10 protein-coding genes are annotated in these 17419 nt (G+C 71.5%); 6 read left to right on the top strand and 4 right to left on the bottom strand.

Annotated features, from left to right (window positions below):
* Positions 1-26: 26 nt before the first annotated feature.
* A complete protein-coding gene (fxsT, locus tag HNR57_RS03835) occupies positions 27-3701 on the top strand; it encodes an FxSxx-COOH system tetratricopeptide repeat protein (RefSeq protein ID WP_184555791.1) in 3675 nt (1224 codons plus the stop codon).
* A gap of 52 nt (positions 3702-3753) precedes the next feature.
* Positions 3754-4728, top strand: coding sequence for a hypothetical protein (locus HNR57_RS03840; protein WP_184555793.1), 975 nt, complete (start codon positions 3754-3756; stop codon positions 4726-4728).
* On the opposite strand, the gene HNR57_RS03845 is transcribed toward HNR57_RS03840, so the two are convergent.
* From HNR57_RS03845 to HNR57_RS03855, 3 genes are all read right to left on the bottom strand, one after another.
* A complete protein-coding gene (locus tag HNR57_RS03845; RefSeq protein WP_246554166.1) occupies positions 4700-7000 on the bottom strand; it encodes a hypothetical protein in 2301 nt (766 codons plus the stop codon). The two genes, HNR57_RS03840 and HNR57_RS03845, sit on opposite strands and share 29 nt — an antisense overlap.
* Positions 6990-8171 carry a P-loop NTPase family protein gene (locus HNR57_RS03850; RefSeq protein ID WP_184555795.1) on the bottom strand — a complete coding sequence of 394 codons (1182 nt, stop codon included), beginning with the start codon at positions 8169-8171 and terminating at the stop codon, positions 6990-6992. Before HNR57_RS03850 ends, HNR57_RS03845 begins: the two co-directional genes overlap by 11 nt.
* 124 nt (positions 8172-8295) lie before the next feature.
* Positions 8296-9492: a cation:proton antiporter gene (locus tag HNR57_RS03855; protein WP_184555797.1), complete on the bottom strand. Its 1197-nt coding sequence runs from the start codon at positions 9490-9492 to the stop codon at positions 8296-8298.
* A gap of 561 nt (positions 9493-10053) precedes the next feature.
* Here HNR57_RS03855 and HNR57_RS03860 point away from each other — a divergent pair.
* The 4 genes from HNR57_RS03860 to argG all read left to right on the top strand — a co-directional run bounded on the left by HNR57_RS03860 (position 10054) and on the right by argG (position 16555).
* Positions 10054-11862 carry a methylmalonyl-CoA mutase family protein gene (locus HNR57_RS03860; protein WP_184555799.1) on the top strand — a complete coding sequence of 603 codons (1809 nt, stop codon included), beginning with the start codon at positions 10054-10056 and terminating at the stop codon, positions 11860-11862.
* Positions 11862-14036, top strand: a complete 2175-nt coding sequence (gene scpA, locus HNR57_RS03865) for a methylmalonyl-CoA mutase (RefSeq protein ID WP_184555802.1) — start codon at positions 11862-11864, stop codon at positions 14034-14036. Before HNR57_RS03860 ends, scpA begins: the two co-directional genes overlap by 1 nt.
* Positions 14033-15028, top strand: coding sequence for a methylmalonyl Co-A mutase-associated GTPase MeaB (gene meaB / locus HNR57_RS03870; RefSeq protein WP_184555805.1), 996 nt, complete (start codon positions 14033-14035; stop codon positions 15026-15028). Before scpA ends, meaB begins: the two co-directional genes overlap by 4 nt.
* Before the next feature lie 72 nt (positions 15029-15100).
* A complete protein-coding gene (argG, locus tag HNR57_RS03875; protein ID WP_184555808.1) occupies positions 15101-16555 on the top strand; it encodes an argininosuccinate synthase in 1455 nt (484 codons plus the stop codon).
* A gap of 57 nt (positions 16556-16612) precedes the next feature.
* Here argG and HNR57_RS03880 read toward each other — a convergent pair whose 3' ends face one another.
* Positions 16613-17299: a neutral zinc metallopeptidase gene (locus tag HNR57_RS03880; protein WP_184555811.1), complete on the bottom strand. Its 687-nt coding sequence runs from the start codon at positions 17297-17299 to the stop codon at positions 16613-16615.
* Between the last annotated feature and the right edge of the window lie 120 nt (positions 17300-17419).

Below are 17419 nucleotides of genomic sequence, written 5' to 3' on the forward strand. Positions count from 1 at the left end.
CACCGACGAAGCGAAGCGGAGCCGAGATGTCTGAGGCGGACGGCCGGATCTCCCGCCCCCGTGTGGCCGCGTTCTGCTCCACGGCGGAGGACATCGGCCAGACGACGACCCTGCTCAACACGGCCGTGCTGCTGGCCCGTTCGGGCCGCAGGGTGCTCGTGCTCGACGGCCGCAACGCCGATGTGCGCACCCGGCACTACGTCCGCTCGGTCGCCCCGGCCACCGCGCTGCTGCCGGGCGAGGAGGGCGGACCTTCCGTGGAGGAGTGGTCTCCCACCGGCGCGGCCCGTCCCATCGGCCTGGCGACCCTGAAGGGCCCGGATCCGCTGGCCGCGGTGTCCGGGGCGGGCCCGGACCACCCGGCCTTCCAGGGCTACGACGACGTCCTGATCGACGCGCCGCTGCCGCGTACCGAGGAACAGACCGCGCAGCTGGCACGGCTGCCGGATCTCCTCGTGGTCTGCTTCACCGCCGACTCCTCCTTCATCGAGGACGCCGCCGCGCTGGCCTGGGGCATCCTCCGGCACACCGAACGCCCCCTGGACGTCATCGCGCTGGCCCTGCAGACCGACTGGACGCACGAGGACCAGCTGCGCATCGCCCGCGACCGGGTCGGGCCGAGCTTCGCCCGGCTCTACGGCCGCCCGGTGCGCTACCTGGAGATCCCGTACCACGCGATGTCGGCCCGCAGCGCCCGGCTCGGCACGGAACTGGACAGCGGCAACGGCTTCGACGAACGGGTCCTGCCGGCTCTCGAACGCCTCGTCGCCGCCCTGGACCGCCCGCGCCCGGTCGCGCCGGCGCACGTGACCCTCGTCCACACCTCGCGCCACGCGGTCTGGGCCGACTGGATCGAGGCCCAGCTGCGGGCCCTCGGCGTCGGCGTCGCACGTCGGCCCTACAGCGGCCGGCCCCCCGAGCGCCCGGCCGAGGACGCCGCCGTCCTGCTGCTGCAGCCGACCACGGTGCGCCCGGACGAACAGCGGGCGCTGCGCACCCTGTCCGATCCGGCGATCCGGATGGTGCTGATCGACGGCGAGACGCTGCCGCCCGGCTTCGCCCACCACCAGCAGATCGACCTGCGCCGCCACGACGCGCAGCGCGCCGCCGAACTCCTGCTGCGCGGGCTGTCGCTCCCGGTGCCGCGCCGGCTGCCGGGCTCCCCGCACCGCTTCCCCAGCGTCCCCAACCGCACCAACATCGCCGCCCGCAGCGTCACCTTCGTGGGCCGCGAGGACCTCCTCGACGACATCCGGGAGGCGCTGCGCGGCCTCGCCGGCCAGGGCCGCCCCTGCCTGCTCCGCGGCGCGCCCGGCGTCGGCAAGTCCGAGGCGCTGCTGGAGTTCTGCCACCGCTTCGGCGGTTCCTATGACGTCGTCTGGTGGTTGCGGGCCGATGCCTCCGAGAACGTCCGGGCATCGCTCGCCGCGCTCGGTGACGCGCTCGGCGAACCCACCGCTCAGGAACTCAGCGGCCACATCCGGGCGCTGCGGGCGAGGGCCGACGAGACCGGCGAGCGGTGGCTGCTGGTCTGCGACGAACTCGACGACGTGGCGCTGCTGGGCGAGGTGACGGACCTGCTGCCGGCGCCCTCCGCCGACTGCCACGTCCTGTTCGCCGCGCGGGGCGGGCAGGACCCCGCACCGGCCGGGGCCGTACAGGTCACGCCGTTCTCCCTGGGCGAGAGCGAGGCGCTGCTGCTGACGCTGCTGCCCGGCCTCAAGCCGTCCCACGCGCGGGACATCGTGCACCGGGTCGGTCCGCTGCCGCTCGCCCTGCGCCTGGCCGCGTGCTGGATCAGGGCCGAGGCCACCCGGGTCGGGGAGCGGGACAACCTGAGCGAGGCCCAGGCCCGGCACACCGCCGTCGAGGCGTTCCTCGACGCCTTCACCGACCAGCAGCAGACCTACGGCCCGGGCGCGCTGGCGGGGACACAGATCCTGCTGCGCATGGCCCGCTCCTCGGTCCGCTCCAGCGCGGCGGCCGAGGCCTGGGCCCACGAACCGGCGGGGGTCGCGGCGCTGAACTGGCTGATCGACGCCTGTGCGCTGATCACCGGTGCGGGGGTCGACCTGCGGATGCTGCGCTCCCGGCCGATGAGAACCGCGCTGGCCCAGGCGGGACCGGATCACACCGCGGACGGGAAGCCGGTCCGCCCGGCGGACGTCCTCCTCGTCGACGCCGCGTTGTGGGTGCTGCACCAGCACGGACTGGTCGAGTTCGACTTCGCCCGCCCCGGCCAGCCCGTCCGCCAGCACCGGGTGCTGCGCGACCTCATCGTGGCCCAGCTGGGCGACGAGGCACGCATCAGGACCCAGCTGCGCGCGGCGCTCGGCGCCGACCTGCTCGGCATGGCCGACGGCCCCGCCCCTCCCGACTCCGGGACCATCACCCGGCGCGGCAGACAGATCGAGGCGCTGCGGCTCTGGGAGGACACCCGCCCCTCGGTGCAGCAGTCGCTGCTGGCCCACCTGGCCGACCTCGTCCGCACCCAGGAGGAGGAGGCGCTCAAGGAGTGTCTGCGCGTGGGCCGGCTCGCCCTCCGCAGCTGGACGGAGCACGACTGCCTCGAACACCGGCGGCTGCGCGCCCTGCTGTCCGACGCGCAGCACCTGCGCGGCGAGTACGAGGAATCCGGCGCTCTCGCCCTCGGCGTGCTGCGGGAATACCGGGGCAACCTCGGCCTCGCCCACCCCCGCTCCCTGACGATGGCCGACAGCTACGCGGCGAACCTGGGCTCGGCGGGCCATGTCGCCGACGCCCTCGACGAGGCCCTGCACGTCGCCCGCGGCATGACGAGGCTGCTGGGCTCGCGGCACGGCAGCACCGAGCGGGTCCGCCGCAACCTGGCCTGGTGCTACGCCGCCGCCGGCGACTACACCGAGGGCATGCGGCTGTACCGCCAGGTCTACGAACAGCGCCGGGCCATCGGCGGCGACGACGACCCCGCCGTGCGGGACATGGTCCCCTGGCTGGCGGAGATGCACCGGCTGCTCGGCCAGGACGCGGAGTCGTACCAGTTGCTCAAGCACGGCTGGACACCGCGCAGCACGGCGCGGCCCGCGGTCAACCGGGTACCGATCACGGTCGTGGCGGAGAACGGGCTCGCCGTGAGCGAGCGCAGGCTCGGCGATCCCGACCGGGCCTGGGAACGCGACACGCGGGCCCTGGACATGGCCGTCAGCGTGCTGGGAGAGCAGCACATGATCACCCAGCGGTGCCGGTTCAGTCTCGCCATCGACCACCATCTGCTGGGCGAGCACGAACCGGCGGTCGAGTACACCGAGCGCTGCCTCACCGCGCTGACGGGCCGGTTCGGCCCCGACCATCCGTCGACCCACCTGTGCCGTATGCGCCTCGGCGTTCATCTGCGGGGCGCGGGCCGGGCTGAGGAGGCCCGCGGGGCCGGCCTGGCCGCGAGACGCGGTCTCAAGGAGGTTCTCGGCGGCCGTCACCCCTGGACACTGGCGTCCGCCGTCGCCCTGGCGGGAACCCTGGTGGCGTGCGGAGCCGAGGAGGAGGCGGCGGAACTGGAGGAGAGCGCCCAGCGCGGCTACGACCACCTGGGCCTGAACCGGCACCCGGCCAGGGCGATCGCCGCCGGCAACCTCGCCATGACCCGTGCCGGGCAGCGGGGCGCGTCGGGCAGCGGCGAACTGCCCCGGGTGCGCCGGGACATCGACGTGGAACTGTTCGTGTGAACCGAAGGCGGTTGTCCCGCGTACGTCGTCTGCGCAAAGGAGTTGCACCTAGATGAACCCGGACGCCTCCGCGGCGGTGAGCGAGCCCCGGCTCCTGAGCGTGCCGCAAGTCAGCCAGAGCTACGGGCACCTGAGCAAGGAGTGCCGTGCAGCGGTCGCGGCCTGCCCGGAGATCCGGTCCATGACCCACGTCGTCCGCAACACCGTCGTCTTCGCCGTCCGCGAGGCGGAGGCCGAGCCGTTCCCCGGAGGGCTGTCCTGGGAGGACGAGGCCGACTCCGAGGGCCGGCCGGGGCGCCGGCTGGTCCGCTGGGTCCTGGAGACGGAGGAGGCGATGCGCCGGCTCGACGTCGGCGATCTGATGCGGACCCTCGTCGTCACCCCGGAGGGCGGTATGCAGTGCTCGCGGCTGCACGCCGCCCAGTACCTGGTGGGCATCAGTGCGTCCGAGACCGGCTGTGACGCCATGGACACGAAGATGAACCGGCTGGTCAGAAAGATCAGGGCCGAGCGTCAGATGGCCGACGAACTGCCCGGCGGTCGCGAGGGCGAGGTGCTGGAGCCGTTCGTCCAGGGGGGTTCGCTGTTCATGCACGTCCTCACCCGCGACATGCAGGAGGAGCAGCGGCTGCGAAGCATCTGGCACCGCCATCTCAACCCGGGCGACCTGCACTACGCGGCCTACTACCGGAACTGGTCGCTGGTCTGTTCCGGCGACGCCTTCGAGCACCAGGAGCTGGAGGACTCCTTCGCGGTCGTCTCGGTCGCGGCCCGCCGGGCGATATACCGCGACCTCGTCAGCCGCCTGCGTGAGGAGCTGACGGATCTGGCGGGCATCATCGCCCCCGTCACCCGTGCCCCGATCCGGCGCCTCGTCCTCGATGTCGTGGACGGGGCTTTCTACATGCACTGGCTGGGCGACGCGGAGGGCGACTTCGTCGTCGGAGTCACGTTCCGCCAGCCCCAGGTGGGCGTGGCGGAGGAGCGCCTGCGGCATCTCACAGCAGCGGTGCGTGCCCGCCGCTGAACGCCTCACCGAGCTCGCGCAGCACCCGGTCGGCGAGTTGGGCGAGCCTGTCCTGCGCCCGTTCGCCGAGGTCTGCCGCCGGGGCGGGCGGGCCGCTCAGCGGGTCGGCGCCGCCCCGGTCCAGCCGGGGCAGCGACTCCAGCGAGATCTCGAACCCCCGGCAGATGGCGAACAGTTCCCCCTGGTCGCGTCCGGCGGGCCGGGCGTCACCGCCGGCCCCGTCGGCCTCCCACCAGCCGACGATCGCCTCGCGGAACGCCTCCAGCAGCCTGCGGGCCAGTACGACCGCTCCCATGTTCCGCAGAACGGTGTCGTCGACGAGCAGCCGGCGCGGACGCGGTGGCCGACCGGCGCTGGTCCGGGCGACCGGCACGAGGCTGAGGCGTGGCCCGTCGCCCTCCTCCAGCAGCCGGTCCAGTGCTTCCTGGGTGTCCCGGAAATGCGCCCGCACCGGCTCCGGCAGCCGCGCCCCCAGGGAATCGGCCGCCGGAGCCGGGGAGAGGGAACGCGGGTTGTCGAGACTGTGGTCGATGCTGTCGACGCGTTCCAGGAGGGTCTGCTGCTGTCCCTGGAGGACGTCGAGCCGGCTGGACAGCTTCTCCAGCACGGTGTTGTCCTGGCTCGCCCGCAGCCGCTCGGCGAGGCTCATGACACCGCTGCGCAGCGCGGTGTCGAAGCGGGGGTCGTCGAGCACCAGGGGCATCGTCCCGGTGGCGTCGGCGACCTGCCGGCGCATCAGCCTGCAGGCGTGGCCGTTGACCACGACGAGCATTTCGATGCCGATCGCCCCAGCGACGTGGCGCGCCTGGCCGAGGAAGCCCTCGATGTCGGCGACACCGGAACGGGTCAGCAGCGAACGCACCGGCAGCAGCACGATCCACGCCGTACGGGTGACCTCGATCCAGCGGGGCTCGCCCGAGCCCGCCGGCACCGGCAGATCCCCCAGGTCACGCGGCGGCACGTTGTGCCACCACTGGTCGCCGGCGAGGACGCGTTCCAGCCGGCGCGCCGCCTCGCTCATCGGCCGTTTCTCGTGGGTGGTCCGGATCGCCTCGTGGACGGCCTCGATGTCGATCTTCGGACTGCGGCCGAGCGCGGCGTGGTCCCAGGCCCCTTCGCAGATCCGCAGGATCTGCCGGGGCACCCCGTCGGAGAGAGTCACGATCTGCCCCACGGCGGGGCCGGAGAACGGCGCGCAGCTCCCGCCCGGCGGCACGCGGCCCGAGCCGTGCAGGTGCTGCTTGATCAGCTCCTCGGTCGCGGGGCGCTCCCAGTTGTCCAGCCACAGCGGCAGCACCCGCTCGTGCAGGGAGGCGGGCAGCGAGCTCCAGAGGTCGGGCCGGACGCAGAAGACCAGCAGTCCGCCCTGGTTGACGTACCGGTTGACCAGCATCTCGAAGGCGTTGAGGAACAGCGCCCGGTCCTGCGTCGTCCACTCGTCGATCTTGTCCACCTCGTCCAGCACCAGCGCGTACGGCCGGTCGCTCTGGCCGTAGACGAGGCTGAACACCGCGAAGGCTTCGAAGACACCCTGGATGCCCTGGATCGGCTGGGTGACGCCCCGCTGTTGCAGGGGGGCCGTCGGGGCCTCGCCGGACAGCCAGCGGAAGATGTCCGTCTGGTACGCCTGGTTGGGGAGCAGGGCGAGGGCGGTGGCGAAGGCCCGGTGGTCGGTGACCCCCCGCAGGTGCCGGCGGAGATGGCTGTGGATGAGCTCCTCGTCGAGGTCGAAGGCCCGCGCGATCTTCTGCGGGTCGAGCCTGCGGTCCCTGAGGCCGCGCAGGAACTCGTCACGAGCGCCTCCCAGCCGGCCGGTGTCGTCCTGTTCCAGCAGTTCCGCCGTGACGTCCGCGTAGTAGTCGGTGATGGCCTGCAGGAAGTCGGCCATGGCTTCGAGATCGTCGCGGGGGCTCATGACGCGGTGCTGGAAGACGGACCGCATGTCCACCGAGGGCTGGCCGATCACCCACAGCGCGGGCGTGGGGGTGCTCTGCCGGAGGACGTCCGTGACCTGGGCGGCGAGATGGCTCTTGCCGAGGCCGAACTCGCCGACGAGGGCGAGGACACGGCCCCTGGTCGAGGAGTCCCCGGTGTGCTGGAGGTAGCGCTGCACCTGTTCCATGAGCTGTTCGTTGATCCGCCTGCGCACATGGATGGGCGGACGCGGGGGGCCGGTTCCGACCTGGGTGGTGTCGCCGAATCCCTCCAACTGGACGCTCGTACTGCCGCGGAAGGGGTTCTCCCCCGCGACCGGGGAGGCGTCAGGGCTCATCTCGTCGGTCCTCTTCGTCGTCGGGAAGCTCATTCGGTTCACGACCGGCCGTCCCGGCTGGTTCCTCTGCGGGATCGTCCGTTTCGGACGGGTCTCCTCTGAGGAAGTCGTCCGGCCTCGGTTCCTCCTCGGCGAACCGGAGAACCACGCGACTTCGCCGCAAGTAGGCCTCGTCGGCCTGCAGTGCTTCGTCCGCCGCCTCACGCAGAAAGGTCTGGAGCTTCGCGATGCTGACGAAGACCCAGGGCGCCGGTTCGCAGTCGAGCAGATCGTCGTGGATGCCGACCTTCGGGTTCGGAATATCCGGCAGCTCCATCCACAGCCGTAGATATCTGCCCCAGTCCTCCCGGTCGAGCCTTCCGGTCTTGAGGTGCGTGACACCCCGCAACTGGGCTTCGTCGAAAATCAGGTCGATCTCTTTCTCGAGACCGGTGTATTCCGTCTCGACGAAGAAGACCACCCCGCGGTCGGCCTTCTGGTGGCAGAACCGGAGGAAGGCCCATCGGGAGTCCTGGTCCTCCCACTTGATGTGCGGAATGATCACCGCGAGTCTTCGGCCCAATTGCGCCAGCGCGTCGGTGAGAGCGCGCCAGGAGTCGAAATGGTCGGGTGAGTCGATTTCCGGACCGCAGACTTCCGCGAAACCGGGTGTCATCTTCAGCGCCTTGACGACGGTGCGGAAGATGCGGTCGATCACCGTGCCCAGCTCCGGCGCTTCGGTGTGCCCGCTGGGCGACGACTCCAGATCGCGCCCGGTGTTGCGCACACCGGTGACCGGCACGACGGACACCGCACCGGACGGCTCGCGCCGGCACCACGGGTTCGGGCTCTCGCCCGGTGACTCGGCATCGGGCCGGTCGCTGCTCTTGGGGTCTTCCAGTTCCGTGACGAACTCGTGGACGCACCGGTGGAGGAGACTGCTCTTACCCGTACCGGGCAGGCCGCTCACCACGACCAGGTGCCCGCGTCCGTCCCGGTCCGGGGTGATGTTGCGCGCGACCTGCACGAGCCTGTTGCGGAAGGTGTGCACCGCCACGGGCACGTGGTCGAGCTCCACCCACAGGTTCTCGTGACCTTCGATGCACCACGGAACCAGTGGCTCGTGCGGGAGCCACGGCGGTTCGCCTCCCACGGGAGGCGTTCCGAACATGTTGCAGTGGATGTACGGCATGGTGTGTTCCCCCGAGATCGTGCTCCGGGCGTCCCGTCCCCTTGGATCGCCCGGTGTCGTACGTCGTGTGCGGTGCGGCCGGGATACCGGCGAGGCGTGTGACCGGCCCATGCCTCCCCCTGGCTCATCCGGGTTCCGGTTTCAGTTCCTGGCTCGTCGGTGCGGAAGCGTGCTGCGGCTCCGGTGCGGTGGCGGAGCCCCGCCACCTGTCGACGCGGGCCCATTGGAAGGTGTGGTGCAGGAGGCCGACCGTCACGATCGCGGGCCCGACGACCCCCACTGTGCCGGGGAACCTCGGTTCCAGAGCGAGGGCGAGGAGGATCGCGGTGATGCCGTTCTGCTGACCGAATCCGAGATGTGCGAGATCGGGCCAGGTCAGCCGGGGGCGCACCAGCAGCCGGCTGATGAGCAGCGTGACGAGCAGTTGGGCGGCGAACGCGCTCACGCCGAGTACGAGTCCTTCCCGGAGGAAGACCTCACCGGAGGCGAGGACCACTCCGAGGACGGCCGAGGCGATGAGGAAGGCCAGGGCGACCGCCGGTTCCAGGCCCGCGCGGAAGCGGCCCAGCCGCACGACCAGTCCGGTCAGGGCCACGGCGAGGACCATCATGTCCTGCGCGGCGAACAGGACCAGCGTGACGACCAGCACCAGTGCCGCGAGGTCGGCGGGAGGCCGGACGCCGGGCCGCCGGGCCGGGCCGCGGTGGCCGGACCAGGCGGTGGCCGCCCACCAGAGGGCCGCCACCAGGGCGAACAGGCCCAGGTTGAGGAGCAGATCACCGAACACCGCGGCGGTGTCCGCGACGACCGAGCCGTCACCGGCCGCACCGGCGCCGTGCCGGACGGCGAGGGCGGAGAAGTAGACCGTGAGCAGGACCGTCATGGGGTCGTCGAACGCGGCCCAGACCGAGAGGATGGCCTTGGCCCGCGGCGACACCCGGTCGTTCCTCTGTGTGGCGGCGACCGACAGGGGGTCGATCTGCGCCACCGCGATGCCCAGGACGAGGTATTCCGGCCGGTCGAAGGCCAGCACCATGACGGTGGCGATGAGCGAGGCCTTGATGACGACGCCGACGGTGACGGCGACCAGGACGACCTTGAGGGAGCGTCTGACTTCGGCGAAGTCGACGTCGTGCGTGCTGCCGTAGAGTCCGATCGCGAGAAGCAGTCCCGCCGCGTACTGGTATCCGGGCGCGTGGGCCAGGTCCTGAGGGTGTGTCAGCAGACCGAGGGCCGCTCCGGCGGCCAGGGCGACGCAGGCGGCGACGACGATGCGGGGCAGGCCGGCGCTGGTCCTGCCGCGTAACAGACTCAGTCCCAATGCCCTTGCTCCGTCCGCCCTGATAACGGGTTCCGTCGCGCGGCGTGGGTCCGCGAACCATGAGGTTCGTCATTGCCGCGGCAGCGCGGGTGATTCATCATGCACCACACGCGTACCACAGCAGTCAATGTCCGGCTGACAAGCAACGCCTTCTCACCCCCCGTAGCTGCCCGCTCGACAAGGCGCACCCAATTCAGCGTATCGGGATACTCGCCTGTCGGGCAGGGGATCGACGTCTCTCTTGTCACCCATGCGCAGCATGGGGCCCAGGGATGCCGATCAGGCACGCACAGTACGCGGTCGGGGGATGCCAAGGGGTTGACATCGAGCACCCGTTCACTTTCCGTCTGATCGGCAATCGGAAAGGGCATGGGAATGCACTGGTTCTTTCGAAAGCCGCCTCGGGACTGCGGGCAACCGGCCACCGACCCCGCTCCTCTAGTACCTGACCAGCCCTGATTCAAGAGCGGCAGGCGGAGATCAGGGCCACATTCTCGGCGAGGGAAACGTCACAGCCGTGCCCACTGCTGCTCCTTCGTGTCCGTGACCTAGCATCCGAGCATGACGGTCCTGCCTGACGACGGGCTTGAGCTGGCCGGCGAATTCCCTGACGTGCCCCACGAGCAGTGGCAGCGCCTTGTGGCGGGTGTCCTGCGCAAGTCGGGCAAGGACGTGGAGGGCGCCGAGGCCGAGGAAGCCCTGTCCACCGCCCTGGAGGACGGGTTGCGCACCCGTCCTCTCTACACCGCCCGTGACTCCGCGCCGGAGCCGGGCCTGCCCGGGTTCGCGCCCTTTGTGCGCGGCGGCCGGGCCGAGGGGAACACCCTCGGCGGCTGGGACGTACGGCAGCGGCACACGGTGGCCGACAGCGGCCCGGTGCTGACGGATCTGGAGAACGGCGTCACCTCCCTCTGGCTGGGCGTGGGCGGCTCCGGCATCCCGGTGCCGGAGCTCGGCCGGGTGCTCGACGGCGTCCATCTCGACCTCGCCCCCGTCGTCCTCGACGCCGGATCCGACGTCGAGCCCGCCGCGCGGGAGCTGCTGCGGCTGTACGAGGAGCGCGGTGCCGCCCCGGCCCAGGTGCGCGGCAATCTGGGCGCGGACCCGCTGGGCCAGGAGGCCCGCAGCGGGCGGCGGGGCGACTTCGCGCCTGCGGCCGGACTCGCGCGGCTGTGCGCCGAGGGGTACCCGGCGCTGCGGGCGCTGACCGTGGACGCGCTGCCGTATCACGAGGCCGGGGGCTCGGCCGCCCAGGAGCTGGGCGTCTCGCTGGCCACCGGGGTGGCGTACCTGCGGGAGCTGGCCGGGGCCGGGCTGAGCGTCGAACAGGCCTGTGCGCAGCTGGAGTTCCGGTACGCGGCGACCGCCGACCAGTTCCTGACGATCGCCAAGCTGCGGGCCGCGCGCCGGCTGTGGGCCCGGGTGGCCGAGGTCTGCGGGGCGCCGCGCGCGGGGGCGCAGCTCCAGCACGTGGTGACGTCGCCGGTGATGATGACGCGCCGCGACCCGTGGGTGAACATGCTGCGCTCGACGATCGCCACGCTGGCCGCCGGCGCGGGCGGGGCCGACGCGGTCACCGTGCTGCCCTTCGACCACGCCCTCGGACTGCCGGACGCGTTCGCGCGCCGGATCGCCCGCAACACCTCCACGATCCTCATCGAGGAGTCGCACCTGGCCCGGGTGATCGACCCGGCGGGCGGCTCCTGGTACGTGGAGCGGCTCACCGACGAACTCGCCCACGCGGGCTGGGAGTTCTTCCAGCGCATCGAGCGGCTCGGCGGCCAGGCGGCGGCCCTGCGCTCCGGGGACCTCGCACGGGACCTGGCCGAGACCTGGCAGGCCCGCACCGGCAGGCTGGCCAAGCGGCGCGAACCCATCACCGGCGTCAGCGAGTTCCCGTTCCTGGCGGAGAAGCCGGTCGTGCGCGAGAGCGCCCCCGAGCAGCCGTCCGGCGGGCTGCCGCGGGTGCGCCGGGACGAGGCGTACGAGGCGCTGCGCGCCCGCTCCGACGCCCATCTCGCCGCGACCGGCTCCCGGCCCAGGATCTTCCTGGCCGCGCTCGGCCCGGCCGCCGCCCACACCGCGCGGCTCACCTTCGCCTCGAACCTGTTCCAGGCGGGCGGCATCGAGCCGGTCACGCAGGGCAGCTTCGAGGAGAGCGGTGCGAGCGAGGCCGTGCTGTGCTCCAGCGACGCGCTGTACGCGGAGCAGGCGCAGGCGGTGGCCGGGCAGCTGAAGGCCGCCGGTGCCACGCACGTGTTCCTCGCCGGGCGGCCCGGGGAGCATCCCGGTGTCGACGGTTACGTCTTCGCGGGCTGCGACGCCGTGGCCGTGCTGTCCGCCACCCTCGACCGCATGGGAGTGTCCTGATGGGAATCCCCGACTTCTCCGGGATCGAACTGGGGATGCCGGCCCCCGACGGCGGCGCCGACGAGTGGCGTACGGCGGTCAAGAACGCCTCCGGCGGGGACGACCTGCTCTGGGAGACCCCGGAGGGCATCGCGGTCAAGCCGCTGTACACGGGCCGTGACCTGGAGGGCCTGGACTTCCTGGAGACGTACCCGGGCGCCGCGCCGTATCTGCGCGGCCCGTACCCGACGATGTACGTCAACCAGCCCTGGACGATCCGCCAGTACGCCGGCTTCTCGACGGCCGAGGAGTCCAACGCCTTCTACCGGCGCAACCTCGCGGCCGGGCAGAAGGGCCTGTCGGTCGCCTTCGACCTGCCCACGCACCGGGGTTACGACAGTGACCACCCGCGGGTGACCGGCGACGTCGGCATGGCGGGCGTGGCGATCGACTCGATCTACGACATGCGGCAGCTGTTCGACGGCATCCCGCTGGACAAGATGACCGTGTCGATGACGATGAACGGTGCCGTGCTGCCGGTGCTGGCGCTGTACATCGTGGCGGCGGAGGAGCAGGGCGTACCGCCCGAGAAGCTGGCCGGGACCATCCAGAACGACATCCTCAAGGAGTTCATGGTCCGCAACACCTACATCTATCCGCCGAAGCCGTCGATGCGGATCATCTCCGACATCTTCGCGTACACCTCGCAGCGGATGCCGCGCTACAACTCCATCTCCATCTCCGGGTACCACATCCAGGAGGCCGGAGCGACGGCCGACCTGGAGCTGGCGTACACCCTCGCGGACGGCGTGGAGTACATCCGGGCGGGCCGTGAAGCGGGCCTGGACGTGGACGCGTTCGCGCCGCGCCTGTCGTTCTTCTGGGCGATCGGCATGAACTTCTTCATGGAGGTCGCCAAGCTGCGGGCGGCGCGCCTGCTGTGGGCGAAGCTGGTGAAGCAGTTCGACCCGCAGAACGCCAAGTCCCTCTCCCTGCGCACCCATTCGCAGACCTCGGGCTGGTCGCTGACCGCGCAGGACGTGTTCAACAACGTGACCCGCACCTGCGTCGAGGCGATGGCCGCGACCCAGGGGCACACGCAGTCGCTGCACACCAACGCCCTCGACGAGGCGCTCGCGCTGCCCACCGACTTCTCGGCGCGCATCGCCCGCAACACCCAGTTGCTCCTCCAGCAGGAGTCCGGCACGACCCGCGTGATCGACCCGTGGGGCGGCAGCGCGTACGTGGAGAAGCTGACGTACGACCTGGCCCGGCGGGCCTGGCAGCACATCGAGGAGGTCGAGGCCGCGGGCGGCATGGCCAAGGCCATCGACGCGGGCATCCCGAAGCTGCGCATCGAGGAGGCCGCGGCCCGCACCCAGGCCCGGATCGACTCGGGCCGTCAGCCGGTCATCGGCGTCAACAAGTACCGGGTGGACTCCGACGAGCAGATCGAGGTCCTGAAGGTCGACAACTCCTCCGTGCGGGCGCAGCAGATCGAGAAGCTGCGGCGGCTGCGCGCCGAGCGGGACGAGCGGGCCTGCCAGGACGCGCTGGACGCGCTGACCCGGGCCGCCGGCGGCGAGGGCAATCTGCTGGAGCTGGCCGTGCACGCGGCCCGCGCGAAGGCCACCGTCGGGGAGATCTCCGACGCCCTGGAGAAGGTGTACGGCCGGCACGCGAGCCAGATCCGTACGATCTCCGGCGTGTACCGCAACGAAACCGGAGAGTCCCCGAGCGTGGACCGCACCCGCACCCTGGTGTCCGCCTTCGAGGAGGCCGAGGGCCGCCGCCCGCGCATCCTGGTCGCGAAGATGGGCCAGGACGGTCACGACCGCGGCCAGAAGGTGATCGCCACCGCCTTCGCCGACCTCGGCTTCGACGTGGACGTCGGCCCGCTGTTCCAGACGCCGGCCGAGGTGGCACGGCAGGCCGTCGAGGCGGACGTGCACATCGTCGGCGTCTCGTCGCTCGCGGCCGGTCACCTCACCCTCGTCCCGGCGCTGCGCGAGGCGCTGGCCGAGGAGGGGCGCGAGGACATCATGGTCGTGGTCGGCGGTGTGATCCCGCCGCAGGACGTGCCGACGCTGCTGGAGATGGGCGCGGCGGCCGTCTTCCCGCCCGGGACGGTGATCCCGGACGCGGCGTTCGACCTGGTGCAGCGGCTGTCGGACGGCCTCGGGCACGACCTGTGATCGATGTCGACGCGTATGTGAAGGGCGTGCTCGACGGGAAGCGGGCGATCATCGCCCGTGCCATCACGCTCGTCGAGTCGACGCGGCCCCAGCACCGGGCGCTGGCCCAGGAGCTGCTGACCGCGCTGCTGCCGCACAGCGGCCGGGCCCGGCGGATCGGCGTCAGCGGGGTGCCCGGCGTGGGCAAGTCGACGTTCATCGACGCGTTCGGCACGCTGCTGACCTCGCTCGGGCACCGGGTCGCGGTCCTGGCCGTCGATCCGTCCTCCAGCCGTACGGGCGGCTCCATCCTGGGCGACAAGACCCGGATGGAACGCCTGGCCGTGGACCCGGCGGCGTTCGTGCGCCCCTCCCCCACAGCGGGCACGCTGGGCGGGGTCGCGAAGGCCACCCGCGAGTCGATCGTGGTGATGGAGGCGGCCGGCTACGACGTGATCCTGGTGGAGACGGTCGGCGTCGGCCAGTCCGAGACCGCCGTCGCGAACATGGTCGACACCTTCCTGCTGCTCACCCTCGCCCGCACGGGCGACCAGCTCCAGGGCATCAAGAAGGGCGTGCTGGAGCTGGCCGACGTGATCGCCGTCAACAAGGCGGACGGCCCGCACGAGCGCGACGCCCGGGCCGCTGCGCGCGAACTGGCGGGCGCGCTGCGGCTGATGCACGGCAAGGACGCCTTCTGGACCCCGCCGGTGCTGCACTGCAGCGCCCGCGAGTCGACCGGCCTGGACACGGTGTGGGAGCGCCTGGAACAGCACCGCACCCTGCTGGACTCCACGGGCCGCCTCACCGCCAAGCGCCGCGACCAGCAGGTCGACTGGACCTGGAGCATGGTCCGCGACGAACTCCTCGGCCGTCTGCAGGCCGACCCCGCGGTACGGGCTCTGGCGCCCGTGCTGGAGCAGCGGGTCCGGGAGGGCGGGCTCACCCCGACGCTGGCCGCAGAGCGGATCCTCGGCGCGCTCGGCGGCGGCTCGGAGACTGCGGGTTCCTGAACCGGGGCAACCGGAACGGCGAATTCGCATACCCGGCTTGCATGACTATGCAAAGTGATACATACTCTTTCTATGTCCAAGGTCCTCACCTCCCTGCCCGCCGGCGAACGCGTCGGCATCGCCTTCTCGGGCGGTCTCGACACCTCCGTCGCGGTCGCGTGGATGCGCGACAAGGGCGCCGTCCCGTGCACCTACACCGCCGACATCGGCCAGTACGACGAGCCCGACATCGCCTCGGTGCCCGGCCGTGCCAAGACCTACGGGGCCGAGATCGCGCGTCTGGTCGACTGCCGTGCCGCGCTGGTCGAGGAGGGCCTGGCCGCGCTGACCTGCGGCGCGTTCCACATCCGCTCGGGCGGGCGGGCGTACTTCAACACCACCCCGCTCGGCCGCGCCGTCACCGGCACGCTCCTGGTCCGGGCGATGCTCGAGGACGACGTCCAGATCTGGGGCGACGGCTCGACCTTCAAGGGCAACGACATCGAGCGGTTCTACCGCTACGGCCTGCTTGCCAACCCCCACCTGCGCATCTACAAGCCCTGGCTGGACGCGGCCTTCGTGACGGAGCTCGGCGGCCGCAAGGAGATGTCCGAGTGGCTGCTCGCGCACGGGCTGCCCTACCGGGACAGCACGGAGAAGGCGTACTCCACGGACGCCAACATCTGGGGCGCCACCCACGAGGCCAAGACGCTGGAGCACCTGGACACCGGCGTCGAGACGGTCGAGCCGATCATGGGCGTCCGGTTCTGGGACCCGTCGGTCGAGATCGCCGCCGAGGACGTGACGATCGGCTTCGCCGAGGGCCGCCCGGTGTCGATCAACGGCAAGGAGTTCGCCTCCCCCGTCGACCTGGTCATGGAGGCCAACGCCGTCGGCGGCCGGCACGGCCTCGGCATGTCGGACCAGATCGAGAACCGGATCATCGAGGCCAAGAGCCGCGGCATCTACGAGGCCCCGGGCATGGCCCTGCTGCACGCCGCCTACGAGCGCCTCGTCAACGCGATCCACAACGAGGACACCCTCGCCCAGTACCACGCCGAGGGCCGGCGCCTCGGGCGGCTGATGTACGAGGGCCGCTGGCTGGACCCGCAGGCGCTGATGATCCGCGAGTCGCTCCAGCGCTGGGTCGGCGCCGCCGTCACCGGCGAGGTGACACTGCGGCTGCGGCGCGGCGAGGACTACTCGATCCTCGACACCACGGGCCCGGCGTTCAGCTACCACCCGGACAAGCTGTCGATGGAGCGCACCGAGGACTCCGCGTTCGGCCCGGTCGACCGCATCGGCCAGCTGACGATGCGCAACCTCGACATCGCGGACTCGCGCGCCAAGCTGGAGCAGTACGCCGGCATCGGCCTGATCGGCACCGGCAGCCCCACCATCGGCGCCTCCCAGGCCGCCGCGACCGGGCTGATCGGCACCATGCCGGAGCTGCCCGAGGGCGGCGCCCAGGCCATCGCCTCCCGGGGCGAGGTCTCGGACGAGGACGCCTGGCTGGACCGGGCCGCGATGGAGTCGGGCACGGACTGACCCCACGGCACAGCGGGAGGCCGACCCGACGGGATGTCGGGCCGGCCTCCCGGCGTGTTACCGGCCGAGGGCCGCCGCGCCTTCGGCGGACGCCTCGTCCGGCAGGCATCCCTCGACTCCCAGCTCCTGCCCCAGGGTGAAGGCCTCGACCCGCTCGGAGGCGCTTCCGTGGTCCCCTTCCTTCGTCCAGGGGGTCTTGTCGGCGTCCCGGACGAGGGCCGTGTGCACCTCGTCGACGTCCCCTGACTCGAAGACGACCGTTCCGTCCTGTGCGGCACCCTCCAGTTCCGCACCGGCCAGGCAGTCCGCCTGCAATTCACCGTCGATCGTCTGAAGTTCGGCGTGCAGGCGGTTCTGTATCGCGTGACCCCACTCGTGCGCGACGACCAGGTACACGAACGCGTCTCCGTACGCGTAGCCGAAGCGCATGAGGTCGGTGTCCCAGGCGACGTAGTCCTCGGCCGTGCTGCAGTAGACGGCGTTGTCATCGTCCAGCGGTTCCCCGTCGCAGGTAGGGACGTTGGGGGAAGCACCGTCGTACTCTCCCAGGACGGTGGGCGGGACGTACGTCTCCGTGAAGAAGTCGGACCAGTGGGCTTCCCAGTACGCGTCGACGCCCAGCACAGCCGTTTCGATGTCCCGGGTCATCTCGTCGTTCGGCGCGGCGAAGGCGTGACCACCCGAAACAGCCAGTAAGGCAGCGGTCAGTCCCGCGCACACGCGCATCCGATGCCGATGGGCCATGGCCGACTCCGCAACATGACGATGGCGCAACGCGGCGGCGCCAGTTGGCGCGTGCCGGGCGTTGCCCTGGTGCCTCCCCATCAGTCAACGCCGATACGTCGTCGGCCGCATCCCCACACC

The sequence above is a fragment of the Streptomyces paradoxus genome (assembly GCF_014202475.1).
Lineage (GTDB): Bacteria > Actinomycetota > Actinomycetes > Streptomycetales > Streptomycetaceae > Streptomyces > Streptomyces paradoxus.

Excerpts from the sequence above, each read along its gene's own strand:
- fxsT (WP_184555791.1), top strand. The coding sequence starts at position 27 with ATGTCTGAGGCGGACGGCCGGATCTCCCGCCCCCGTGTGGCCGCGTTC.
- HNR57_RS03840 (WP_184555793.1), top strand. The coding sequence starts at position 3,754 with ATGAACCCGGACGCCTCCGCGGCGGTGAGCGAGCCCCGGCTCCTGAGC.
- HNR57_RS03845 (WP_246554166.1), bottom strand. The coding sequence starts at position 7,000 with ATGAGCCCTGACGCCTCCCCGGTCGCGGGGGAGAACCCCTTCCGCGGC.
- HNR57_RS03850 (WP_184555795.1), bottom strand. The coding sequence starts at position 8,171 with ATGCCGTACATCCACTGCAACATGTTCGGAACGCCTCCCGTGGGAGGC.
- HNR57_RS03860 (WP_184555799.1), top strand. The coding sequence starts at position 10,054 with ATGACGGTCCTGCCTGACGACGGGCTTGAGCTGGCCGGCGAATTCCCT.
- scpA (WP_184555802.1), top strand. The coding sequence starts at position 11,862 with ATGGGAATCCCCGACTTCTCCGGGATCGAACTGGGGATGCCGGCCCCC.
- argG (WP_184555808.1), top strand. The coding sequence starts at position 15,101 with ATGTCCAAGGTCCTCACCTCCCTGCCCGCCGGCGAACGCGTCGGCATC.
- HNR57_RS03880 (WP_184555811.1), bottom strand. The coding sequence starts at position 17,299 with ATGGCCCATCGGCATCGGATGCGCGTGTGCGCGGGACTGACCGCTGCC.